Raw genomic sequence first — 23,680 nt, 5'->3', positions numbered from 1 at the left:
CGAAGCTCAGCCGCGCTCGAACGCCCCCCGTGCCGTCAGCACCCGCGGCCCTTCCTCCGTGATGGCCACCGTGTGCTCCGCGTGCGCCGCCCGGGAACCGTCGTTCGTGCGCAGCGTCCAGCCGTCCGGGTCGGCGTGGTAGCCGTCCGTTCCGCCGCCGATCAGCATCGGCTCGATCGCCAGGACCATCCCGTGCCGGAGTTTCATGCCCCGGCCGGGGCGCCCCTCGTTCGGGACCCCCGGGTCCTCGTGCATCTCGCGTCCGATGCCGTGTCCGCCGAACCCGTCGGGGATGCCGTACCCGGCGGCCCGGCACACGGTGCCGATCGCGTGGGCGATGTCGCCGATGCGGTTGCCGACGACGGCCGCCTCGATGCCCGCCGCGAGGGCCCGTTCGGCCGTCGCGACGAGCCGGAGGTCGGCCGTGCGCGGCGTGCCCACCACGAAGCTGATCGCCGAGTCCCCGGCCCAGCCGCCCAGTTGCGCGCCGAAGTCGAGGGAGACGAGGTCCCCGTCGCGCAGCCGGTACGCCGTGGGGATGCCGTGCACGATCGCGTCGTTCACGGAGGCGCAGAGCACCGCGGGGAAGGGGGTGGGGGCGAACGAGGGGTGGTAGTTCAGGAAGGGTGAGGTGGCGCCCGCCTTCCGCAGCACCTCGTGGGCCAGCTCGTCCAGTTCGAGCAGGGAGACCCCCACGTCGGCGGCGTCCCGCACGGCTGTGAGGGCCTGCCCCACGACCTGGCCCGCCTCGTACATCGCGTCGATCGACTCGTCCGTCTTCAGTTCCACCATGCCAATTACTATACCGCTCGACATCCAATTCTAATACCGGTCCGCCGGAGAGGGTCGGTATTAGAATGGGGTCATGGTGCGCACCCCTCTCACCCCCGAAGAACGCGAACGCGGCGAGCGGCTCGGCCGGTTGCTGCGGGACGCCCGCGGCGGCCGCAGCATGGCGGAGATCGCCGCGGGCGCGGGCATCTCCGCGGAGACCCTCCGGAAGATCGAGACGGGCCGCGCGCCCACCCCGGCCTTCTTCACGATCGCCGCACTCGCCCGCACGCTGGGCCTGTCGATGGACGACCTCGTGACGCGGTGCGGACCGGCCGTCGTGGCGTCGACCGCGGCGGTGGCCTGAGGCGGCTCGCCGCCCTGGCCGAAGTCGTACGGTGCGCGTGGCGCGAACCCCCTCACGCACGGCCGCCGGGCCGACGCGCACAGCACACTGCGTCCGCTCCGAAAACTTCACGTAGCGCCTCTGTAACACAACTGGTGTTTTCTGTCGCACCGGAGCACGTCACGACCCACTCCGACCGGCCGGGGAGATGCGATGGCTGTGGATCAACTCCCGGGTCAGGTGCGGGAGTTCGCGGGATACCTGAACAAGCTGATGAGCAAGCTGGACCAGGGCGGAGGGTGGTGCGCCGTCTTCTGGCAGCGTGACCCCGAGGGCATGCGTGCCTGCCTGGACGGGCTGGAGGTGCCGCCCTGGGACGTCGTGCAGGCGCTCATGCACGACCTCGACACCGCGTACGGTCCCGCCGCCGCGGCCCAGGAGACCGAGCGGGCCCGCGTGCTGCACCGCGCCTCGCTCGCCGCCCACGACGCCCGGCCCGGTGGCCGTGACGCCCTCGGCGACCGGCTCGACGTGATGCTCCGCGAACAGCGCTACGCCGCCGATCGCACCGCCGAACTGACCCGCAGGCTCCGGGCCGCCACCAGTCAGGAGGAGGCCGACTCCCTCCGCCTGGAGCTGGCCTGGGCCCACGACGACCACGAACGCGCCACCGCCCGCTGCACGGAGCTACGCACCCGCATCGAGGACGTTGACCGCCGCGCCCCGCACCACCCCGTGCGGGGCGCGGCGCACGTCGCGGGGAACGCCGTCGGGGACGTACGCCGCGTGCCGGAGATGGAGGGACACCCGGACGCTCAGGGGACCCGCCCCGCCCCGCGCACGCACACGGACGGCTTCGACCACGCCCGTACGTACACGGATCGACCCGGCGAACCCGAACGAGCCCCCGACGCTCCCGCGCACTCATGGAACGGCGCCCCCGGCGCCACCGACGCCGGGGCCGACGACCGCCGCCCCGCGCCGTCACCCACCCCGGCACCCGCCCCCGAACCCGACCCTTGGGGCCACGCCCCGGAGTCCGCCGCCCCCGAGCCCACTCCCGCCCCCGCGCCGGCCAAGCAGCGTTCCAAGCGCCGCCCGCGAGGGGGTGCCCGGTTCGCCGGGGCCGCGGAGGCCGCGGAGGCCCCTGCCGTGGCCGTGCCCGAGGCCGCGCCGAGCGGCGGCCGCAAGGGGCGCGCTCCCCGGGGCGCCCGGTACGCAGGGGTCGCCGAGCCGGCCGAGGCGGTGGCGCCGAAGCAGCCGCGGGCGCGGCAGGCGCTGGACGACGAGGCGCGGCGGGAGGTCGCCGGCACCGTCGAGCGGCTGGTGCGGCTGCGCCGGGAGAGCCGCAGCGGGGAGGCGCACGCCCTCCTCGTGGAGGTCGCACACTGGCCCGCCGCCCGTTTCCCGCTGCTCGCCGCCGAGTTGCACCGGGGCGGGCTGGACGCCGACTGGGCGACCCTGCTGTGGGAGGCCGGCTCGCTGCCCGCCGACCGGCTGGTCGCGGTCGCGGACGCCCTGAACGCGGTCGGGCGCGCCGCGGACGGGGACCAGATGCTGCGGCAGGGCGTCACACGGCCCGCCGAGGAGATCGGTGAGGCGGTGCTCGGCCTCGTCACGGAGGGGCGTGAACGGGAGGCGCGTGCGCTGCTCGACGCCTATGTGCGGATCCGTACGCCGGAGGAGGCGGCGCGCAGCGCGGAGGCGGACCCCAGGCGGCTCGCGCCCCTCGTCCTGGCGGCGGCGCGCGGTGTCTCGGCGGACCGCCACCGGGACGTGGCACACGCCCTGCGCGTCCAGGGTCTCAGCTGACCCCGCGTCCCGCCGCGAACCGGCCGCGCCGTCCCCGGCCCGACCGGTTCGCGGGGAAACGTGGGCGTAATCGTCCACTGGAGTGCGAAACGTGATCGACTCGGCCGGTTGACGACGATGGTCTTGCCCAGCCCGTCGACGGGGCTTAGTTTCAAGCCTCTACGGCCTGCTTCTACGGGCGTAGAGGCTCTCTGACGTCCCTGTCGAAGGAGCAGCTGACATGGCCAACGTCGTACGCGCCGCCCTGGTCCAGGCCACCTGGACCGGTGACACCGCGTCCATGGTCGACAAGCACATCGAGCACGCCCGTGAGGCGGCCCGGCAGGGCGCGAAGGTGATCGGCTTCCAGGAAGTCTTCAACGCGCCCTACTTCTGCCAGGTCCAGGAACCCGAGCACTACGCCTGGGCGGAACCCGTGCCCGACGGACCCACGGTGACCCGGATGCGGGAGCTGGCCCGCGAGACCGGCATGGTGATCGTCGTCCCGGTCTTCGAGGTCGAGCAGTCCGGGTTCTACTACAACACCGCGGCCGTCATCGACGCCGACGGCACCTACCTCGGCAAGTACCGCAAACACCACATCCCCCAGGTCAAGGGGTTCTGGGAGAAGTACTACTTCAAGCCCGGGAACCTCGGCTGGCCGGTCTTCGACACGGCCGTCGGCAAGGTCGGCGTCTACATCTGCTACGACCGCCACTTCCCGGAGGGCTGGCGCCAGCTCGGTCTGAACGGCGCCCAGCTCGTCTACAACCCGTCCGCCACGCACCGGGGCCTCTCCTCCCACCTGTGGCAGCTGGAGCAGCCGGCGGCGGCCGTCGCCAACGAGTACTTCGTCGCCGCGATCAACCGGGTGGGCGTCGAGGAGTACGGGGACAACGACTTCTACGGCACGTCCTACTTCGTGGACCCGCGCGGCAAGTTCGTCGGCGAGGTCGCCAGCGACCAGGACGAGGAACTCGTCGTACGGGACCTCGACTTCGACCTGGTCGAGGCGGTACGTCAGCAGTGGGCGTTCTACCGGGACCGCCGGCCCGACGCGTACGAAGGGCTCGTGCAGCCGTGATCGCCCGGGAAGGACTCGTCCAGCCCTGACGTGGGCACGTACAGCCGTGACACCCGCAGAACCCGTACAGCAGTGAAAGGAGTGGTGCAGCCGTGACCGACGAACTGCTCGGACGCCACAAGGCCGTACTGCCCGACTGGCTCGCGCTCTACTACGCGGACCCGCTGGAGATCACCCACGGCGAGGGCCGCCACGTCTGGGACGCCGCCGGCACGAAGTACCTCGACTTCTTCGGCGGCATCCTCACCACGATGACGGCGCACGCCCTCCCCGAGGTCACCAAGGCGGTGAGCGAGCAGGCCGGGCGGATCATCCACTCCTCGACGCTCTACCTCAACCGGCCGATGGTCGAACTCGCCGAGCGGATCGCGCAGATGTCCGGCATCCCGGACGCGCGGGTCTTCTTCACCACCTCCGGCACCGAGGCCAACGACACCGCGCTGATGCTGGCCACGACGTACCGGCGCAGCAACCAGATCATGGCGATGCGCAACAGCTACCACGGCCGCTCCTTCAGCGCGGTCGGCATCACCGGCAACAAGGGCTGGTCCCCGACCTCCCTGTCCCCGCTGCAGACGCTGTACGTGCACGGCGGGGTCCGCACCCGGGGCCCGTACGCCGACCTGAGTGACGCCGACTTCATCACCGCCTGCGTCGCCGACCTGGAGGACCTGCTCGGGCACGGCCGTCCGCCGGCCGCGCTGATCGCCGAACCGATCCAGGGGGTCGGCGGCTTCACCTCCCCGCCCGACGGGCTGTACGCCGCCTTCCGCGAGGTGCTCCAGCGGCACGGCGTGCTGTGGATCGCCGACGAGGTGCAGACCGGCTGGGGCCGCACCGGCGACAACTTCTGGGGCTGGCAGGCGCACGGGCAGAACGGGCCGCCGGACATCCTCACCTTCGCCAAGGGCATCGGCAACGGCATGTCCATCGGCGGTGTCGTCGCCCGCTCCGAGGTCATGAACTGCCTCGACAGCAACTCGATCTCCACCTTCGGCGGCACCCAGATCACCATGGCCGCCGGCCTCGCCAACCTCAACTACCTGGTCGAGCACGACCTCCAGGGCAACGCGCGGCGGGTCGGCGGGCTGCTCATCGAGCGGCTGCGGGCGATCACCGCCCAGATCCCGGAGGTCAAGGAAGTACGCGGCCGGGGACTCATGATCGGCATCGAGCTGGTGAAGCCCGGCACCGACGAGGCCAACCCCGAGGCGGCGTCGGCGGTCCTCGAAGCCGCCCGGCGGGAGGGCCTGCTGATCGGCAAGGGCGGCGGCCACAACACCAGCGCCCTGCGCGTCGCGCCCCCGCTGTCGCTGACCGTCGCCGAGGCCGAGGAGGGCGCCGACGCCCTCGAACGGGCTCTGAGGAGCATCCAGTAGCACCAGAGGAACAGATCTGAGGAACATCGCCATGACCACCACCTCGGCCACCGCTCCGGAACCCGCCCTGTCGGTACGCCAGGTCCTCGCCCTGGACCGGGTCCTCGCCGGGGAGCCCGAGGTGGTGGCCGGGGCCGGTCAGCTCGACCGGCCCGTGCGCTGGGTACACGTGGCCGAGGCGCCCGACGTGGGCGTGATGCTCAGCGGCGGCGAGATGGTCCTCACCACCGGCGTGCTGCTCGCCGGCGACGAGGAGGCACAGGCCGAGTACATCCGCTCGCTGTACCGGGCGGAGGCCGCCGCGGTCGTCCTCGGGCTCGGCCGGGCCTTCCCGACACCGCCCGACGTGATGCGGCGGGCGGCGGAGCGGTGCGGTCTGCCGATGGTGGTGCTGCACCGGCCGTCCCCCTTCGCCGAACTGACCGAGGAGGTCCAGTCCCGGCTCGTGCGGCGCAAGTTCGCGGCCGTGAGCCTGTCCGAGGCAGTCCGCACCACCCTGACCGGGCTCATCACCGCGGGCGCCCCGCTGCAACGGCTGCTCGACGAGATCGCCCAGCACGCGGGCTGTCCGCTCGTCGTCACCAACCTCGCCCACCGCGTCCTCGCCACGGCGGGCGAGCGGTCCGCGGTCGACGACGTGCTGCGCGACTGGGAACGCATCTCCCGCCAGGCGGGCGGCACCCAGGGCGACGGCTGGATCAGGGCCGAACTGGGCGGACGCGGGGAGCGCTGGGGGCAGATCGTGCTCTGCGGCCACCGCGGCGACATCGCCACCGGGCGGCTGCTCGCCGACCGGGCCGCCGAGGCGCTCGTCCTGCACCGGATGCTCGGCGGCGCGGCGCACTCCTGGGAGGAGCAGTCCGCGCAGAGCCTGCTGACCGACCTCGTCTCCGGGGTCGTACCGGCCCGGCAACTGCTGCCCCGGGCGCGGGCGGCGGGCCTGCCGGTCAACCGCCGTACCTTCGTGCCGCTCGTCGTGCGCGACGGTGACACCGCCCGACTCGACCGCGTGCTGCGGATGCTGGGACTGTCGGGACTCGTCGCCGAACTGGCGGAGGGGGCCACCGCCGTCCTGCTCAGCCTCGCCCGGGACCAGGACGCGGCGGCGCTCACCGCGCACTTCGCGACCCGGCTGCGGTCGGAGTCGGGGGTGGGCCGGACGGTCGTGGCCGCCGCCGAGGCCCGGACCACCTGGGAGGACGTACCGGGCGGGCTGCGGGAGGCGCGGCACGTGGCGGACGCCGTCGCCCAGTCCGCCTCCACCGGGCTGGACCTCCCCGTCGTCGTACGCCTCCGCGACGTCCATCTGCGCGGTCTCGTCCGGCTGTTGCGTGACGACCCGCACGTCCAGGCCTTCGCCGAGCGGGAGTTGGACGGGCTGCTGTGCGGCGACGGACACGGCGAACAGGATCTGCTGCCCGTCCTGCGGACCTATCTGGCGACCGGCCGCAACAAGTCGCACACCGCCCAGCTGCACCATGTGAGCCGGCCCGCGCTGTACCGCAGGCTGGAGGCCATAGAGGCCCGCCTCGGTGTGGACCTCGACGACTTCGAACAGGCCGCCTCCGTCCACATCGCCCTCCTCGCCCACGACGCGCAACAGGGTTGAAACATGCCGCGACCTGCGAAAACGGCGGTGAAACATGCGCCCACGAAGAGGTGACACGGTGGAACGGAGAACGCCCGCAGACGTGACACCGTGCAACTCAAACCGGCTTCGCGGACTTCCTACTCTCGCTGCACACCGAGTGACCGGAGGTCCCGATGAGCAGAGTCATCCGCGCAGCCATCTTCCAGACGGCCTGGACCGGCGACAAGGAGTCGATGATCCAGGTCCACGAGCAGGCGGCCCGCGACGCCGCCGCGCAGGGTGCGCAGGTCATGTGCTTCCAGGAGCTGTTCTACGGGCCCTACTTCTGCCAGGTCCAGGACAAGGCGTTCTACGAGTACGCCGAAGCGATCCCCGACGGCCCCATCGTCAAGCGCTTCCAGGCGCTCGCCAAGGAACTCGGCCTCGTCCTCGTGCTGCCGATGTACGAGGAGGAGCAGCCGGGCGTCCTCTACAACACGGCCGCCGTGATCGACGCGGACGGCAAGTACCTCGGCAAGTACCGCAAGCACCACATCCCCCAAGTCCCCGGATTCTGGGAGAAGTTCTACTTCCGTCCCGGCAACGCGGGCTGGCCCGTCTTCGACACCGCCGTGGGGCGGATCGGCGTCTACATCTGCTACGACCGGCACTTCCCGGAGGGCTGGCGTGCGCTGGGCCTCGGCGGCGCGGAGATCGTCTTCAACCCGTCGGCCACCTCGCGCGGTCTGTCCCGCTACCTCTGGCAGCTGGAGCAGCCGGCGTCGGCCGTCGCCAACGAGTACTTCATCGGCGCCATCAACCGGGTCGGCGTCGAGGAACTCGGCGACAACGACTTCTACGGCACCTCCTACTTCGTGGACCCCGAGGCCCAGTTCGTCGGGGAGGTCGCCAGCGACAAGGAGACCGAACTCGTCGTCCGCGACCTGGACCTGGCCAAGCTTCGCGAGGTGCGCGACCGCTGGCAGTTCTTCCGCGACCGCCGCCCGGACGCGTACGGCCCGCTGACGGCGCCGTAGCGACGCGACACCCGCGCCCCTCTTTCAGGGGGCGCGGGGAACTGCGCGACCAGCCACGAACGACCGGCACTTTCCCGACAACCGAACGGAGCGTGACCGAATGAGCGGCCGTACAGTCATCCGCGGCGGTCTCGTCATCACAGCCTCAGACGAGTTGCACGCAGACGTCCTGATCGAGGACGGCCGTGTAGCCGCTCTCGCGGCGAGTGGCACCACCGCCGCGGAGGCCTGGACCGCCGACCGCACCCTCGACGCCACCGGCAAGTACGTCATCCCGGGCGGCGTCGACGTCCACACCCACATGGAACTCCCCTTCGGCGGCACCTCCGCCTCCGACACCTTCGAGACCGGCACCCGCGCCGCTGCCTGGGGCGGTACGACGACGATCGTCGACTTCGCCGTGCAGAGCGTCGGCCACACCCTCCGCGAGGGCCTCGATGCCTGGCACGCGAAGGCGGAGGGCAACTGCGCGATCGACTACGGCTTCCACATGATCGTGTCCGACGTGAACCAGGACACGCTCAAGGAGATGGACCTGCTGGTGCAGGAGGGCGTCACCTCCTTCAAGCAGTTCATGGCCTACCCGGGCGTCTTCTACAGCGACGACGGCCAGATCCTGCGCGCCATGCAGCGCTCCGCCGAGAACGGCGGCCTGATCATGATGCACGCGGAGAACGGCATCGCGATCGACGTCCTCGTCGAACAGGCCCTGGCGCGCGGCGAGACCGATCCCCGCTACCACGGCGAGGTCCGCAAGGCCCTGCTCGAAGCCGAGGCCACCCACCGCGCGATCAAGCTGGCCCAGGTCGCCGGCGCCCCCCTGTACGTCGTGCACGTCTCGGCCATGGAGGCAGTGGCCGAGCTGGCGCGGGCGCGCGACGAGGGGCTCAACGTCTTCGGCGAGACCTGCCCGCAGTATCTGTTCCTCTCCACCGACAACCTCGCCGAGCCGGACTTCGAGGGCTCCAAGTACGTGTGCAGCACGCCCCTGCGGCCGCGCGAGCACCAGGCCAAGCTCTGGCAGGGGCTGCGCACCAACGACCTCCAGGTGGTCTCCACCGACCACTGCCCCTTCTGCTTCGTCGGCCAGAAGGAACTCGGCCGCGGCGACTTCTCCAAGATCCCCAACGGCCTCCCGGGCGTAGAGAACCGCATGGACCTCCTCCACCAGGCGGTCGTCGACGGGCACATCTCGCGCCGCCGCTGGATCGAGATCGCCTGCGCCACCCCGGCCCGGATGTTCGGCATGTACCCGAAGAAGGGCACCATCGCGCCGGGCGCGGACGCCGACATCGTCCTCTACGACCCGCACGCCGAGCAGATCATGTCCGCCGAGACGCACCACATGAACGTCGACTACTCGGCGTACGAGGGCAAGCGCACCACCGGCCGGGTCGAGACGGTCCTCTCGCGCGGCGAACTCGTCATCACCGAGCGGGAGTACACCGGGCACGCCGGACACGGTGTCTACACCCCCCGCTCCACCTGTCAGTACCTCACCTAGGAGTGGAGCAGATGGACTTCGGACTCGTCCTGCAGACCGACCCGCCCGCCTCGCGTGTCATCGAGCTGATGAAGCGCGCCGAGGACAACGGCTTCACCTACGGCTGGACCTTCGACTCCGCCGTGCTCTGGCAGGAACCGTTCGTCATCTACAGCCAGATCCTGGCCGGCACCACGAAACTGACGGTCGGCCCGATGGTCACCAACCCGGGCACCCGCACCTGGGAGGTCACCGCCTCGACCTTCGCCACGCTCAACGACATGTTCGGCAACCGCACGGTCTGCGGCATCGGTCGCGGCGACTCGGCGATGCGGGTCGCGGGCCGCAAGCCCAACACGCTGGCCCGGATCAGCGAGGCCATGAAGGTGATCCGGGCGCTGGGCAGCGGGGGAGAGGCCGACCTCGGCGGCACCGTGATCAGCTTCCCGTGGATCAAGGAGGACGCCGAACTCCCGGTCTGGATGGCCGCGTACGGCCCCAAGGCCCTGAAGATGACCGGTGAGGAGGCGGACGGCTTCATCCTCCAGCTCTCCGACCTGTACCTCACCGAGTACATGGTCAAGGCGGTCAAGGACGCGGCGGTGGCCGCCGGGCGCGATCCGTCCGAGGTGAAGATCTGCGTGGCCGCGCCCGCGTACATCACCGAGGACGACTCGCCCGAGGCGCTCGCGCACGCGCGGGAGCAGTGCCGTTGGTTCGGCGGGATGGTCGGCAACCACGTCGCCGACCTGGTGTCCAAGTACGGGGAGCACTCCGCGGCCGTACCGGAGGAGCTGACGGACTACATCAAGGCACGCGAGGGGTACGACTACTCCCACCACGGGCGCGCCGACAACCCCGACACCCAGTTCGTGCCCGACGAGATCGTGGACCGGTTCTGCGTCATCGGCACCCCCGCCATGCACATCGAGAAGCTGAACGCGCTGCGGGCGCTCGGCGTGGACCAGTTCGCCGTCTACGACATGCACGACGCGCAGGAGAGGGTGATCGACACGTACGGCTCGACGGTCATCCCGGCGGTCAACGGCTGACCCGGCTTCCCGGAACGCCCCGCCGACTGCAAGAATCCGGCCACTCGATCACCGGAATCAGGCGCTCCGACCCTGGCCGCCCGCCGCGGTCCCGCCACCCTCCGGTCCAGCAAGTCACCCATTCCGTAAGCCTCCAGTCCCCTCCAGTCCCCTCCAGTCCCCTCCAGTCCCCTCCAGTCCCCTCCAGTCCCCTTCAGACCCCCCACACCTTGTCTCCTGCCCTTCCGCCGTCCCGGAAGGGCAGGGCCCAAGGCCTCCGCACGGCCTTTCTTCCCGTCCCGCCTCCCCTGATTGGCCTGCCCATGACCGACATAGCACCCACGGGGTCGCCGACAGCCCAGTCCGCCGACCCCTCCGGGCGGATCGAGCTGGCGCCCGGGGCCTTCCCCGCCGACAGCCCCTTCGCCAACGAGGACCTGCGCCCCGTACCCGTCTCCGAGCGCAAGTGGACGACGTACAACTTCGCGGCGCTGTGGATCTCGATGGCCCACTGCATCCCCAGCTGGACCCTGGCCTCCGGCCTGGTCGCCCTCGGCATGGACTGGAAGCAGGCCGTCTTCACCATCGCCCTGGCCAACGTCATCGTGCTGCTGCCGATGCTGGCCACCGGGCACGCCGGCCCCAAGTACGGCATCCCCTTCCCGGTGCTGGCCCGCGCCTCCTTCGGACTGCGGGGCGCCAACATCCCGGCGATGATCCGGGCGGCCGTGGCCTGCGGCTGGTTCGGCATCCAGACCTGGATCGGCGGCTCCGGCATATTCGCGCTCGGCTCCAAGCTCACCGGCGGTGAGTGGGAGAGCGCGGGGAAGATCGCCGGCAACCCCTGGCCGCTGTGGCTCTGCTTCGTCCTCTTCTGGGCGTTGCAGATAGCGGTCATCTACCGCGGCATGGACTTCCTGCGGCACTTCGAGAACTGGGCCGCGCCGTTCGTGATCGTCGGCGCGCTCGTGCTGCTGATCTGGATCGCCGTCAAGGCCGACGGCTTCGGCGCCCTGCTCGACCAGCCGTCCAAGCTCGGCTGGGGCCCCGACTTCTGGCCGGTGTTCTTCCCGTCGCTGATGGGAATGATCGGTTTCTGGGCCACTCTGTCCCTGAACATCCCCGACTTCACCCGTTTCGGCGCCAGTCAGAAGGCGCAGACCTGGGGGCAGTCCCTCGGCCTGCCCACCACGATGACGCTCTTCGCGATCCTCGCCGTGCTGGTCACCTCCGGCTCCGAGGCCGTCTACGGCGAGGCCATCTGGGACCCGGTGACGCTGGCCGCCAAGGCCGACAACGTCTTCGGTCTCCTCTTCGCCCTGATCACCGTGCTGGTCGCCACCATCTCCGTGAACATCGCCGCGAACGTGGTCTCACCGGCGTACGACCTGGCGAACCTCGCGCCGAAGCTCATCAACTTCCGTACGGGCGCGCTCATCACGGGTGTCGTCGGCGTCCTGATCTTCCCGTGGAAGCTGATCTCCACGCCCGAGTTCTACATCTTCACCTGGCTCGGTGTGGTCGGAGGTCTGCTCGGCACCGTCGCCGGCATCCTCATCGCCGACTACTGGATCGTCCGCCGCACCGTCCTGCACCTCGCGGACCTGTACACGCCGGGCGGGCGCTACTGGTACACCTCCGGCTGGAACTGGCGCGCGATAGCGGCCTTCGTGGTCGGCGGTGTCCTCGCGGTCGGCGGCTCGTACTCGACCGTGTCCGAGGACGGTGTGTCCTCCGGGCCGTTCCCGCACGACGGACTGATCCCGTTCCTCAAGCCGCTGGCCGACTACGGCTGGGCGGTGGGCCTGGGCGCGTCGATGCTGCTGTACGTGGTGCTGATGGCGGGTGAGAGGGAGAAGGTCCGGACCGAGAAGGAGCGGGTGACCGTCTGACGGGCCCGCGCCCGGAGCGGCGGCGGTCCTGCTGGAAGACGCCCCTACGCGGACTTCTCCAGCACGGCCGCCGCTTCCTTCGCGGCCCTGATGGCGCCCTTGTTGATCTCGTCCGTGCCGGGTGCCTTCTGCGACTCGAAGTCACTGCCGTTGTAGGTGACGACCACCAGGGCGTTGGACATCCGGACGTACACCACACCCTCACGGGTCTGCTGCTTGTCCTCCGTGGTGAGGTTCACCACGGAGTAGGCCTCGTCGCCGAGACCGGGCACGGCGCCGCCACCGCTCTTCTCCGTGGTGCGCGTCCTATAGGCGCTTTCGGCCTTGTCGTCCGATTGCTGGATCTCGTACGAGACGTCGAGCCAGCGGTAGTCGAAGCCCTTGAGCGCGTTCCACGAGCAGGTGCGGCGCACGGACTCGTTGGTCGACGCGATCTCCTTGCCGGCCGCCTTCACCCCGGGAACAAGCGATTTGACCGTTTTCTCCGTGACGCCGGAGCAGGGAGAAGGGGCCTTCTCGTACGTCTTTGTCACCGTCGCCGTGGACGGCGCGGACTCGTCGGTCGAGACGGGGCTCGACGCCGTGTCCTGGGCGGAGTCCTCCCCGGCCGGGCTCGCGGACAGCGGACCGGACGACAACGCCCAGCCCGCTACGGCGAGTACGGCGACCGGCATCAGTCGCGCGGTGAGGGCGAGCGGCAGAGGGAGATCACGCACAGCGCACTTCTCGGGGTCGAGGCGGCGGTACCGCCGGGCGGTGGGGTACGCCAGTGTCACACGACTGCCTGTGGGACGAAAGTGCGAACTCGCTCCGTGCACACCCGGTGACTGTGTCTCACGTGCGCGCCGGTCACGGCCTCCCGCGCGGAGTCACGGCTTCCACACGGAGTCATGGCTTCCGTGCGGATGCACGGCTTGCGTGCGGAGTCGCGGCTTTCGCGTCGCGTCCGTGTCAGGATCGGCGCATGATCCCGATACGCGGCCGTTCGGCCTCCCGCGCGCTCCTGGTGACGGCACTGATCCTGGCCGTCGCCGGCTGCGGGCTCGCGGACGAAGTTGACCGCGAACTCGATCCCGACCGCGCGGCGCCCCAGCCCTCGGCCTCGTTCACACCCCCGAACGTGCCCGAGGGGCTGCGGGCCTCGGAGCCGCCCGCGGCCACCCGGACGCCGGCCGGCGCGGCACCCACCGAGGCCGCGTCACCCGACGGGGCGAGTGCCTGCCCCACTTCCGGGGTGCGCATGCTGCCCGGGCTCGTGGAGGCGGCGATGGGCCTGCGGGCGATGAGCGTGACCCTCACCAACTGTGGCGGGAAGCCTTACACCGTCAAGGGCTACCCCTCGATCCAATTGCTCGACGAGGACGGCGAGCCCTACGACGATGTACGCGTCCTCCAGGGGGCGCGGGACATCACCACCGGCGTGCCCGACTTCGGACCGCACCAAGTCACCCTGAAACCCGGCGAGTCCGCCGGGACCACGCTGGTCTGGCGCAACACGGTCACCGAGGCGGACGTACCGGCCGTCGACGCCCCCGGTCTGCGCATCGCCCCGCTCCCCGGCCGCCCCGCCGAGATCCTCACCCCCGAGGGAGGCCTCGACCTCGGCAACACCGGCCGCCTCGGCACGACCGCATGGACGCAGCTCGCCCCGGACTTCTGACACGCCCGGGTCCTTAACCGGTTGCGGGTCCGCCGCGGTGATCAGCACCCTGGAACCATGAGCCGGACACCGTACGACACCGAGCCCCAACTCCCCTCCCTGCCCGAGGAGATACTCGCGTACTACGAGCGCGGAGGGGAGCTCACCCGCCTCAGACAGGGCACCGGGCGGCTGGAGTTCTGGCGCACCCAGGACCTCCTGCGCCGGCTGCTGCCCAAGGCTCCCGCGCGCGTGCTCGACGTCGGCGGCGGCACGGGCATCCACGCCGAGTGGCTGGCCGGGGACGGGTACGAGGTCGAGGTCGTCGATCCGGTGCCGATGCACGTGGAGCGGTCCGGGCGGCTGCCCGGGGTCACCGCCCGGCTCGGGGACGCCCGCGCCCTGCCCGCCGAGGACGCCGCGTACGACGTCGTCCTGTTCCTCGGGCCGCTCTACCACCTGCCCGAACACCCGGACCGGGTAAGGGCGTTGGCCGAGGCCCGGCGGGTGGTGCGGCCGGGGGGCGCGGTGGTCGCGGCCACGATCAACCGCTTCGCCGGGCTCAACGACACCCTCATGCAGGGGAACTACTTCATCCCGGAACGCCGCGAGCGCACCGACGCCGTGTCGGGCCACGGCAGACACCGGTACTCGTCGGCGGACCCGCACTTCACCACCGCCTACTTCGCCGACCCCGCCGACGTGCCCGGCGAGTTCGCCGAGGCCGGACTCACCCCCGAGGGGCAGTACGGCGTCGAGGGCGTCGCCTGGCTGATGGGCGGGGTCGAGGAGTGGCTGGACGACCCGGAGCGCCGGGAGGCCGTGCTGGCCGCGACCCGGCGCATCGAGTCGGAGCCGACGCTGCTGGGTGCGAGCGGACATGTGCTGACGGTGGGGCGGAGACCGGGAGAAGACCTGGAGGGTGTCGCCGCCTGAGACGCGGCGCGCCACGCGCTGCCGGGGACGCCCCGGCATCGAGGGTGAGCGATTCCGCCACGTCGGCCGAATGCGGCTGGACGCCGTCGGCCTGTTCGTCGGCCATCCGGCGTTCGGTGGCCGGGCGGGCTGGGCATGCCGAACATCGCGTGACCATCGCATGCACGTACGCGCCCGGACGGTGTCTGCTGGACCTGGAAGTCAGCGGTGCGGTGGAGATCGGCGATGCAGTGGCTGGAGATCGCGATGGCGGTGTGCCGCAGTTGCGAGGTGCGGCGCGAACCGGTGGGCAAGCGCGTGGAGGCCGCGATCGTGCCGGCCGACGATCCCGGTTGGGATCCGGTGGGCCGCCTGATGTGGCCGGTCCGCGCTGCCGATCTCGTTACCGGGACCGGGAGTGCTTGCGGCTGGGGCCCAACCGGAAGTCGGGACAGTCGCGGTTCTGGCATGCACCCGGGCCCCAGACGGGAACGAAAACGCCCAGGCTCTTGTGGCGGTGGACTGCGGCCGGCACCGACTTCTTGCACGCCGGACACGCATACGTTTTGGGCCTACGCTGCACTTTGACCATCTTTTTACGATATGCCCGTACTGGCGGGACGGGAAGTGGCCTGACCTCTTGCTGGTCCGGGTGAGGGCCGGATTCGGTGTCTCTGCCTGGTGGACCGGTGGGGGGCTCTCGGGCATCCGCCCCCGGTGGTGAGCTGGGCTGCCCGGTGGCCTCGGAGGCGTTCTTCTGTTCATCGGTCTGTTCCTCGGCGTCTGTGGGGGCGGGCCTTGTGATGCTGAGCACCACGGACCCGGCCAGGACGAGGACGATGACTGCGAGGCTGACCGGTGAGGGGATTTCCGGGATGTCGGGGCTGATCATCTTGTGGGATGCCTGGAGGATGAGCTTGACGCCGATGAAGGCGAGAATGATCGCGAGGCCCTTGTTCAGGTAGTGGAAGCGGTCCAGGAGGCCGGCGAGCATGAAGTAGAGGGCCCGCAGACCGAGGATGGCGAAGGCGTTGCTGGTGTAGACGATGAAGGCGTCGTCGCTGACCGCGAGGACGGCCGGGACGCTGTCGACGGCGAAGATCAGGTCGGCGGCCTCGATCGCGGCGACCACGGCGAGCAGCGGGGTCGCCATCCTTTTGCCGGCTTCTTTGACGAAGAACTTCGCCCCGGCGTACTCGTCCCGCACGGGGATGACCTTGCGGAGCATCCGTACGGCGAAGCTCTTGCCCGGGTCGAAGCTCTCCTGTTCGTCCTTGAGGAGTTTGTAGGTGCTGTAGAAGAGGACCCCCGCGAAGGCGAACAGCACGGCGGTGAAGCGGCTGACCACGGCCACGCCGAGAGAGAGGAAGATCCCGCGGAAGACGAGTGCGCCGATGACGCCGAAGAACAGCACGCGGTGCTGGTAGGCGCGGGGCACTTTGAAGTACGCGAAGATCACGGCGAAGACGAAGAGGTTGTCGACCGACAGGCTCTTCTCCAGCAGCCAGGCCGTCATGTACTCGGTGCCGGCAGTGGTGCCGAGGACGAGGAAGACGGTCGCGCCGAAGATCAGGGCGAGGCTCACCCACAGGCCGCTCCAGGCGGCCGCCTCCTTGAAGCGGATGACGTGCGCGGTGCGGTGGGACATGAGGTCCACCGCCAGCGACACGACCACCGTCGCGGCGAACGCCCCCCACAGCCAGAGCGGGACCTCAAGCACGCCGAACACCCTCACCATGGCCCGCGCGAGATGCGCCGGCCCCTATACAGGAGTGTCCGGCATCGGGGCCCAGGGAGCATGCCGAGGGGGAAAAGCCGAACCCGATGCGAGCGAGTCGGCGCGGGTGTCCGCCGCGTTCACGCCGAGCTGGGCTGAGATGCCGGGTGCCTGGCCGGGCTCTTCTTGCTGCGAGTGATGAAGCGTGTCGTCAGCGTGATCGGTTCCCCGGTGATCGAGTGTGCCTTCGTTCGAGGACGTCGTGGAACGCGAGCGCGCGCAGCGCCACTGACGGCGGCCCTTCGGGTGGTGGTGATGCTCGCCGTGGCCCGGGACAGGCACCCACGGGCCCCACCGCGACTGCACGTACCTCCGGCCAGGAGGTGGCCCGGTCCCATGCGCCCTCGCGCCGAAGGCGGTACGTCGCTACCGCGGGGCGACGCTCTTCGGGCCGGGGCCGGGGCCGGGGCCCCGGGCAGTGGCCGGTCCTTATGGCAGGACGGTGCCGAGATTCTCGAACAGCACCATCCCGGCCGCTGTGTTGGAGGCGGGCACGTGGTAGGCATCGTGAACGCGGCGGATGCGTGGTCCGAGGGCTCCGCGCATGATCAGCCACATGATGAGCTCGATGCCCTCCGAACCGGCCTCGCGGATGTAGTCCTCCCGGCTCAGCGCTGCCAGCTTCTCCGGGTCGTGCTCGATGGCGTCGAGGTACATCCGGTCGAAGTCCTGGTTGATCAGCCCCGCTCGGGCACCCGCGAGTTGGTGGGACATGCCGCCGGTACCGAAGACGGCGACCTTGAGGTCCTCGGGGAAGGACCGGATCGCCTCGCCGAGTGCCGTGCCGAGGGCCAGGCACCGTGCCGCCGTGGGCTGCGGGTACTGGATGACGTTGACCAGGAGGGGGACGACAGCGCACGGCCAGCTGTCCCCGGGGTCTGGGCAGTACACCGACAGCGGCACGGTCAGACCGTGGTCCACGGCGAGGTCCTGGAACACCGTGATGTCGAAGGAGGAGTCGACCAGGCTTTCGATGAGGTGGTCGGAGAACTCCGGGGCGCCGACGACGGTCGGGACCGGGCGGCTGCCCCATCCTTCGTCCGCCACCTCGTACGAGGCCGCCGCGCCGATCGCGAAGGTCGGTGTGACGGACATGTCGACGGCGTTGGCGTGGTCGTTGTAGACGATCACGGCCACGTCCGGCGTGTGCCGGGCCATCCACTCACGGGCCGGCGCGTAACCGTCGAACAGTGGTCTCCAGTACGGGTCCTCGGTCTTCCCTCGGTCCATCGCCGCGCCGATCGACGGCACGTGCGAGGTGGCCAGACCCCATATCACCTCAGCCAAAGCTCCGCCCTCCCGCTTCCAGTGCCTGGGTGAACTCCTCGGTGGTCATGCCGGTGAACACGCCTCCGAGGTACTGCATGGACTTCTGGTCCAGCACCGCGAGTTTGAAGACGTAGAAGATGGAGCCGCCCAGCTCCAGCATCCGCGTCCAGTCCCGGCCCAGGACCGCCTCCCGCTGCTCGGCCGTGAGTCCGTGCTCCTCGCAGTAGGCGCTCTCGTCCGCGCTGAACCTCACGCGGTTGGCAGCGTCCTTCAACGAGCCGCAGAGCCGGTTCAGTGCCCGGCCCCGACGGTTGTCGGCGGTGTCGAAGACGTAGGTACCCGTGACGTGCGGTGTGCGGGTGGACATGGCTTCTCCCTTTCTCTCCTCTTCCGCTGTCGTGCCGGGGCGGCCGGTCAGTGCAGCACTCCGCCACCGTCGCAGACGAGCGTCTGACCGGTGACCATGGCCGCGTCCGGCGAGGCCAGATACGAGACGAGCCCCGCGAAGTGCTCCGGGGTGACGTACTCCCGGATCGCCTGCTGCCGCATGGTCGCGGCGAACACCTCGTCGCCGGAGTGCGCCCTGGTGCCGGGCGTGGCGACCTGGGCGGGGGCCACCGCGTTGACGGTGATCCCGTGCTCGCCCAGTTCCCGCGCCATCACCCGGGTCATGCCGATCAGCGCGCCCTTGCTGGCGACGTAGGCGAGTTGGCCCGGTGAGCCGGTGAAGAAGGTGCGGGAGGCGACATTGATCACCCGGCCGTGGTGTGCGCTCCTGACCAGCCACGGCACGCACGCCTGCACCATGAGCAGCGGGCCGACGGCGTTGACGGCGAAGAAGCGGTGCAGTTCCTGCGAGGTGGCCTCCATGAGACCGCTCCGGCCGGAGAGCAGGCCCGCGTTGTTGACCAGGACGTCCACGCCGCCGTAGGTCTCCGCGATCTCCTCGACGGTGCGGCGTGTGGCGGCCGGGTCGCTGACGTCGCAACGCCAGGCCCGCACGCGGGTGATCGCAGCCCCGTCGTCCGACCGTGCCGTGTCGTCCGGTTCGGTGATGTCCAGGGCGGCGACGGCGAACCCGTCGGCGGCCAGCCGGCGCACGATGGGCCCGCCGAGTCCACCCGCCGCACCCGTGACGACCGCGACCCGAGCGCTCCGCGTGGTCACGGTGCCTTCTCCTGCGGATGCGTGGCCAGCGCCTCCACGGTGATGTCCATCCACTTCCACATCGGCAGGGACACGAGCGCGTCGTGCAGTTCCGCCGGGTCGGCCGCCTCGTACAGGCCGATGGTCGCGTTGCGGCCCGGTACCCGCCAAAGCCGTTTGAGGATCCCGGCCTCGCGGAGTTCCCGGGCCCGTGCGCGCTCGCCCCCGCGCAGGCTCTCACGGACGTCGTCAGGGGTGTCGGGGGGCAGGGTGTTCTCGGTGCGGACGAGGAATTCCATACGGGTGTCCTACCTCTCAGGGCTTCAGGCCGGATCCGGCGACATCCAGCAACACGTCCGCCAGTTCACCGGGCGCGGTGACCATGGCCTCGTGACCGGTGGCGAGCTCGTGGACCGGCCAGCCCCGGGCGGCGGCGCGCTCGGCGTGCGGGGTGAACACCCGCATCCAGTCGGTGCATTCGACGAAGACGCCGGGCACGTACTCGGCCTTGCCGGTCAGCCTCAACGGCTCCGTGTAGGTCAGCCACGGGTGCGGGGTGAGGCGGGGGCCGAGCCAGTCCAGGTCCGACCGCTCCTCCACACCCAGGACGCTCAGTGAGCGCACCGGGATGAGCCAGCCGAAGCCCGGCCCGGCCACGGACTCCCGGTAGTGGCCGGCGACGGTGGCGGGCAGCAGGTCGATCGCCGCGTCCCCGTCGTCGCCCACGAAGGCGTCGAGGTGGATCCGTCCGGCCAACCGCTCCGGGACACGGTCCGCGACGCCGGTGACGACCTGACCGGCGTAGCTGTGCCCGACGAGCACGACGTCCCGCAGATCGTGGGCCTCGATCAGAGCCACGACGTCCTGGATGTGCGTCGTCAGGTTCACGTGCGGACCGAGCAGGTGGGCGCGGTCGCTCACCCCGGTGAGGGTGGGGGCGTGCACCTCATGCCCAGCGGCGCGCAGTCTCGGGGCCACGCGCTGCCACACCCATCCGCCGTGCCAGGCCCCGTGCAGGAGGACGAAGACGCTCATGCCGGTACGTTCCCTCGCTGTTCGCGGGCCAGCATCTTCGCCAGCGCGCGGCGTCCCCGCAGGGCGGCCAGGTCGGAACGGATGCTGGACTCGACGGTGCCGCCCGGGTCCGTGGCGTACATCAGCTCCTGGGCCTCCAGGGCGTCGACGTCCTCCTGCATCACCGCGAGCTGCTGCTTGTGCTGGAACTCGGTGAGATCCTCGTCGTCGATGAGGTAGTCGCGGGCCAGGGCGTAGAAGTCGTGGGTCTCGTTGCCGCGCCCGGGCGTCATGCCGTACAGCACCTTCATGTGGAAGCCCTCCGGCTCCTCGGTGCCGGTGGCCGCGACGCGGATGTGCAGGATGAAGATCCCGGGCGGGTGGAACTCGCCGTCCTGCCAGCGGTCCACCGGTGAGGTCAGCCCGCACGACTTCTCGTAGAAGGGCGGGGCCTCGATGCCGACCATGCGGCGGCTGAAGCCGACCCGGTCGCCGTCCACGGTGACGTCGATCGGGGTGGCCGCGACGGCCGCGTTGCCGATGCTCGTCGGGTGCAGGAACGTCTCGTGCGTGAGGTCGAGCAGGTTCTCCACCAGCAGCAGGTGGCGAGCCTTCAGCGGTACGACGCCGTGTACGTGGGTCCAGCGCGGGTCGGTCAGCCACGAGGTGTCGGGCAGCAGGTTCGCGTCGGCCTGGTCGGGGTCGCCGGGCCAGATCCAGATGACGCCGTCCTTCTCGACCAGGGGGAAGCGGCGCAGTGCGGCCTTGGGCCGGTCGGCCTGCTCGGCGACGCCGACACACACGCCCTGTCCGTCGAAGCGGTAGCCGTGGTAGTCGCACTGGAGCGTGCCCTGGTCGTCCAGGTGGCCCAGGGACAGCGGGTACTTGCGGTGGGGGCAGCGGTCCTCGACGGCGGTCACGCTGCCATCGGGCAGCCGGTAGAAGCAGACCGGTATGTCCGTGATCCAGCGGCCGGTGAGCGCCCGGCCGATCTCGTCGGACCAGGCTCCCAGGTACCAGCCGTTGCGCACGTGTGAGGAGAGCATGACGGCAACGCCTTTCTCTTCGAAGTCTTATGCGAGCGGCGGGCCGAGGCCCAGCCAGTCGGAGCCCGGCCGGTCACAGGTCCAGGACGAGGCGGCCGCCCCGGGCGCGGGAGACGCAGATCAGCATGGTGTCGCCGGCGGCCCGCTCGTCGTCGGTGAGCAGGGAGTCCCGGTGGTCGATCTCGCCCGCCAGGACGGCCGTCTCGCAGGAGCCGCAAATGCCCTCCTCGCAGGAGGACAGGACCGGTGCGCCCGCCGCTTCCACGGCCTTGAGCACCGACTGTCCCGGCTGCACGGTGACCGTCGTCCCGGACGAGCGCAGCTCCACCTCGAACGGTTCGTCGGCCTCGCCGTCACCCGCGAGCCGCCCCGGCGTCGCGGCGAACCGCTCCACGTGGAGCGATCCCGGCGGCCAGGTCGCGCAGTGCGCCTCGACCGCGTCGATCAGCCCGGCCGGGCCGCAGCAGTACACCAGGGCGGAGGGATCGGGGTCGCCCAGGTGGCCGGCGAGGTCGAGCAGGCCGTACTCGTCCTGCGGCCGTACGGTCACGCGCTCGCCGTAGCCCTCCAGCTCGGACAGGAACGCCATGGACGCCCGGCTCCGGCCCCCGTAGAGCAGGGACCAGTCGGCCCCGGCCGCGGCGGCCTCGGCGATCATCGGCAGCAGCGGGGTGACGCCGATGCCGCCGGCGACGAACAGATACCGCGAGGCCTGCCGCAGGGGGAAGTTGTTGCGCGGGCCCCGTATCCGCAGCTCGCTCGCCTCGCGGACCTCGTCGTGGATCCACTGCGATCCGCCGCGTCCGTCCGGCTCCCGCAGCACCGCGATGCGCCAGCAGTCGGTGATGGCCGTCGGACCGCACAGCGAGTACTGGCGCACGGCGCCCGTGGGGAGGACGACGTCGATGTGCGCGCCCGGCCGCCAGCGCGGCAGCGGTACGCCGTCGCGCGGTGCGAGCACCAGGGACGTGACGCCGTCCGCCGCCGTCTGCCGGGACAGCACGGTGACTGTGCCGTCGTACTCGTCACGTGGCGCCGTGACGACTGTGGCCGCGGCCGTCCCGAGCGGGAGCGCGTCCAGGGCGGCGGTCGACGGGCTCGTCATGCGTGTCATCTCCTCGGCACGGTCGGTGGTGCGGTGGCACGTTCGACGCTAGTCGCGGGGAATGCGCAGGTCGTCGCGCTAATGACCGGACCCGGACGGCGGAAGGTCACGGCCCGACTACGTCATTCGTCGCGACTGCCGGGCTCCCGCCCGTGTCCCGGGGCCTGGTCGAGGTGGATGTGCAGCGGGTGGTCCGTGCTCCACAGGGCTTCCACCACGGCGTGCAGATGCTCCGCGTCGACCCGCCACAGAGGCTCGCCGTAACGGTCGTCCCGCGTGATGCCGTCCGACGGGACGGCGTCGGTCAACAGTCCCCGGGGGCCGGCGGCGCGGTCCGGGGCGTCCGCTCCCTGCGTGAACTCGACGAACAGGGAGGTGTCGCGGAAGGGCACCCAGATGTGCGTGGCCGCGGTCATGCCAGCGTCCCCGTGGTCTGGGGGTAGAGCCGTACGTACGCCTCGCCCATGGTCCCGTGCGAAAGGCCCAGGTTGGGGCCGGCGTTCCGCTTGAGCTGGACCCCGCGGCGTGTGGCGAGATCGGTGTAGTAGTCCCACATGTGCTGCTGGGCGGCCAGGCACTCCATGGCCTTGCGCTTCCTGTCGAAGACGGAGGTGATGTCGAGCAGGACATTGGGCTTGAAGTCGCACTGCTCGGGCTGGTGCGGCTCGAAGAAGAACACCGGGGGAGCACCCAGGGGCTCACCGGGCGCGTCGTAGCCGATCGCCTGAGCGAGCACGCGTGCCTGCAGGGCCATGCGGGCGGCGGCCGGGTGGTCGCCGTTGTAGGGGTCCGTGAGGGTGTGGGTGAGGACGACCGCGGGGTTCACCTCCCGGTAGACGCGCACGATGCGGTCGACCAACTCGGGTGTCTCCGAAAGGGGGTAGTCCCCGGCGTCCAGGAACTCGATCTCCGCGCCCAGCGCTTCGGCGGCGTCGGTGGCCTCCGTGCGACGGAGTTGCTTGATCTCGTCGAGGCGGAGGCCGTCCCGCCAGGCTTTGGCGGATTCGCCGCGTTCGCCGAAGCTCAGGCACAGCACCTTGGCGCGCTGACCGCGTTCGGCGGCCAGGGCGATGGCGCCGCCGGCCCGCCAGACGAAATCACCGGCGTGCGCGCTGATCACCAGCAGGGTGCCGTCGGAGGCTTGCGACGTGGTGGGGGTCATGGGGACTCCTTGGGTCGGACGGGACCGGACGGGGCCGGATGGGACGGGACGGGGCCGGCGGACCGGGGCGTCGGCGGGACGGTCGGAGTGTGCCGGGACGCCGGCGACTTCGTGTGCGGGTGGCGGGCCGCCGAGCAGCGTGCCCGCGGACCTGGCAGAAGCAGGTCGGCACGAGGTTCGGCACGAGAGTCGGCCGCGAAGCGATGCCGTGCTTGAGGGTGGG

Annotated in this window: 22 protein-coding genes and 1 pseudogene; 11 read left to right on the top strand and 12 right to left on the bottom strand. The window is 70.8% G+C overall.

Annotated elements, in window-relative coordinates:
* Positions 1 to 6: 6 nt before the first annotated feature.
* Entirely contained in the window at positions 7 to 792 is a 786-nt protein-coding gene (gene map, locus HW837_RS08345; protein WP_193379839.1) for a type I methionyl aminopeptidase, read from the bottom strand.
* 73 nt (positions 793 to 865) lie between these two features.
* On the opposite strand from map, the gene HW837_RS08340 reads away from it, so the two are divergent.
* The 9 genes from HW837_RS08340 to HW837_RS08300 all read left to right on the top strand — a co-directional run bounded on the left by HW837_RS08340 (position 866) and on the right by HW837_RS08300 (position 12,384).
* The gene (locus HW837_RS08340; RefSeq protein ID WP_045556516.1) at positions 866 to 1,138 is read left to right on the top strand and encodes a helix-turn-helix domain-containing protein; all 273 of its coding nucleotides are present in this window, start codon (positions 866 to 868) and stop codon (positions 1,136 to 1,138) included.
* Between the two features lie 192 nt (positions 1,139 to 1,330).
* Positions 1,331 to 2,929: a hypothetical protein gene (locus HW837_RS08335; protein WP_193379840.1), complete on the top strand. Its 1,599-nt coding sequence runs from the start codon at positions 1,331 to 1,333 to the stop codon at positions 2,927 to 2,929.
* 220 nt (positions 2,930 to 3,149) lie between these two features.
* A complete protein-coding gene (locus HW837_RS08330) occupies positions 3,150 to 3,992 on the top strand; it encodes a nitrilase-related carbon-nitrogen hydrolase (RefSeq protein WP_045556518.1) in 843 nt (280 codons plus the stop codon).
* A 92-nt stretch (positions 3,993 to 4,084) separates the two neighbouring features.
* The gene (locus tag HW837_RS08325) at positions 4,085 to 5,371 is read left to right on the top strand and encodes an aspartate aminotransferase family protein (RefSeq protein WP_093790136.1); all 1,287 of its coding nucleotides are present in this window, start codon (positions 4,085 to 4,087) and stop codon (positions 5,369 to 5,371) included.
* Positions 5,372 to 5,402: 31 nt separating this feature from the next.
* Positions 5,403 to 6,980, top strand: coding sequence for a PucR family transcriptional regulator (locus HW837_RS08320; protein WP_045556520.1), 1,578 nt, complete (start codon positions 5,403 to 5,405; stop codon positions 6,978 to 6,980).
* Positions 6,981 to 7,135: 155 nt separating this feature from the next.
* Positions 7,136 to 7,978 carry a nitrilase-related carbon-nitrogen hydrolase gene (locus tag HW837_RS08315; protein WP_045556521.1) on the top strand — a complete coding sequence of 281 codons (843 nt, stop codon included), beginning with the start codon at positions 7,136 to 7,138 and terminating at the stop codon, positions 7,976 to 7,978.
* 100 nt (positions 7,979 to 8,078) lie between these two features.
* Complete coding sequence (gene hydA / locus HW837_RS08310) at positions 8,079 to 9,482, top strand: dihydropyrimidinase (protein WP_093790134.1); 1,404 nt, start codon at positions 8,079 to 8,081, stop codon at positions 9,480 to 9,482.
* A gap of 11 nt (positions 9,483 to 9,493) precedes the next feature.
* Positions 9,494 to 10,513, top strand: a complete 1,020-nt coding sequence (locus HW837_RS08305) for a TIGR03842 family LLM class F420-dependent oxidoreductase (RefSeq protein ID WP_045556523.1) — start codon at positions 9,494 to 9,496, stop codon at positions 10,511 to 10,513.
* A 302-nt stretch (positions 10,514 to 10,815) separates the two neighbouring features.
* Entirely contained in the window at positions 10,816 to 12,384 is a 1,569-nt protein-coding gene (locus HW837_RS08300) for an NCS1 family nucleobase:cation symporter-1 (protein WP_045556524.1), read from the top strand.
* Between the two features lie 44 nt (positions 12,385 to 12,428).
* On the opposite strand, the gene HW837_RS08295 is transcribed toward HW837_RS08300, so the two are convergent.
* Positions 12,429 to 13,100, bottom strand: coding sequence for a hypothetical protein (locus tag HW837_RS08295; protein ID WP_045556884.1), 672 nt, complete (start codon positions 13,098 to 13,100; stop codon positions 12,429 to 12,431).
* A gap of 248 nt (positions 13,101 to 13,348) precedes the next feature.
* On the opposite strand from HW837_RS08295, the gene HW837_RS08290 reads away from it, so the two are divergent.
* Positions 13,349 to 14,044 (top strand): DUF4232 domain-containing protein, encoded by a 696-nt coding sequence (locus HW837_RS08290; RefSeq protein WP_193379841.1) that lies wholly within the window; start codon positions 13,349 to 13,351, stop codon positions 14,042 to 14,044.
* Positions 14,045 to 14,101: 57 nt separating this feature from the next.
* Positions 14,102 to 14,959, top strand: a complete 858-nt coding sequence (locus tag HW837_RS08285) for a class I SAM-dependent methyltransferase (RefSeq protein WP_193379842.1) — start codon at positions 14,102 to 14,104, stop codon at positions 14,957 to 14,959.
* A gap of 759 nt (positions 14,960 to 15,718) precedes the next feature.
* Here HW837_RS08285 and HW837_RS08280 read toward each other — a convergent pair.
* The 10 genes and pseudogenes from HW837_RS08280 to HW837_RS08235 all read right to left on the bottom strand — a co-directional run.
* Positions 15,719 to 16,658 (bottom strand): annotated as a pseudogene (locus HW837_RS08280) (TerC family protein); the annotation flags it as partial.
* Positions 16,659 to 17,144: 486 nt separating this feature from the next.
* Positions 17,145 to 17,993, bottom strand: coding sequence for a class III extradiol dioxygenase subunit beta (locus HW837_RS08275; RefSeq protein ID WP_199819027.1), 849 nt, complete (start codon positions 17,991 to 17,993; stop codon positions 17,145 to 17,147).
* A 1-nt stretch (position 17,994) separates the two neighbouring features.
* Positions 17,995 to 18,351 (bottom strand): protocatechuate 3,4-dioxygenase, encoded by a 357-nt coding sequence (locus HW837_RS08270; protein ID WP_045556528.1) that lies wholly within the window; start codon positions 18,349 to 18,351, stop codon positions 17,995 to 17,997.
* Between the two features lie 47 nt (positions 18,352 to 18,398).
* The gene (locus HW837_RS08265; RefSeq protein ID WP_093790130.1) at positions 18,399 to 19,151 is read right to left on the bottom strand and encodes an SDR family NAD(P)-dependent oxidoreductase; all 753 of its coding nucleotides are present in this window, start codon (positions 19,149 to 19,151) and stop codon (positions 18,399 to 18,401) included.
* Positions 19,148 to 19,429, bottom strand: a complete 282-nt coding sequence (locus tag HW837_RS08260; protein ID WP_093790129.1) for a muconolactone Delta-isomerase family protein — start codon at positions 19,427 to 19,429, stop codon at positions 19,148 to 19,150. The genes HW837_RS08265 and HW837_RS08260 overlap by 4 nt, the downstream gene beginning before the upstream one ends.
* A 16-nt stretch (positions 19,430 to 19,445) precedes the next feature.
* Complete coding sequence (locus HW837_RS08255; protein WP_093790128.1) at positions 19,446 to 20,165, bottom strand: alpha/beta hydrolase; 720 nt, start codon at positions 20,163 to 20,165, stop codon at positions 19,446 to 19,448.
* Positions 20,162 to 21,190 carry an aromatic ring-hydroxylating oxygenase subunit alpha gene (locus HW837_RS08250; protein WP_045556532.1) on the bottom strand — a complete coding sequence of 343 codons (1,029 nt, stop codon included), beginning with the start codon at positions 21,188 to 21,190 and terminating at the stop codon, positions 20,162 to 20,164. The genes HW837_RS08255 and HW837_RS08250 overlap by 4 nt, the downstream gene beginning before the upstream one ends.
* Positions 21,191 to 21,263: 73 nt before the next feature.
* The gene (locus tag HW837_RS08245; RefSeq protein WP_064744189.1) at positions 21,264 to 22,295 is read right to left on the bottom strand and encodes a PDR/VanB family oxidoreductase; all 1,032 of its coding nucleotides are present in this window, start codon (positions 22,293 to 22,295) and stop codon (positions 21,264 to 21,266) included.
* A gap of 122 nt (positions 22,296 to 22,417) precedes the next feature.
* Positions 22,418 to 22,711 carry a hypothetical protein gene (locus HW837_RS08240; RefSeq protein WP_045556533.1) on the bottom strand — a complete coding sequence of 98 codons (294 nt, stop codon included), beginning with the start codon at positions 22,709 to 22,711 and terminating at the stop codon, positions 22,418 to 22,420.
* Positions 22,708 to 23,457, bottom strand: coding sequence for a PIG-L deacetylase family protein (locus tag HW837_RS08235; protein ID WP_093790127.1), 750 nt, complete (start codon positions 23,455 to 23,457; stop codon positions 22,708 to 22,710). The genes HW837_RS08240 and HW837_RS08235 overlap by 4 nt, the downstream gene beginning before the upstream one ends.
* Positions 23,458 to 23,680 lie beyond the last annotated feature (223 nt).

The sequence above is a fragment of the Streptomyces caniscabiei genome (assembly GCF_014930365.1).
GTDB classification, from domain to species: Bacteria; Actinomycetota; Actinomycetes; order Streptomycetales; family Streptomycetaceae; genus Streptomyces; species Streptomyces caniscabiei.
Note: the sequence above shows the minus strand (reverse complement) of the source record. Positions and strands in the feature narration are given on the sequence as shown.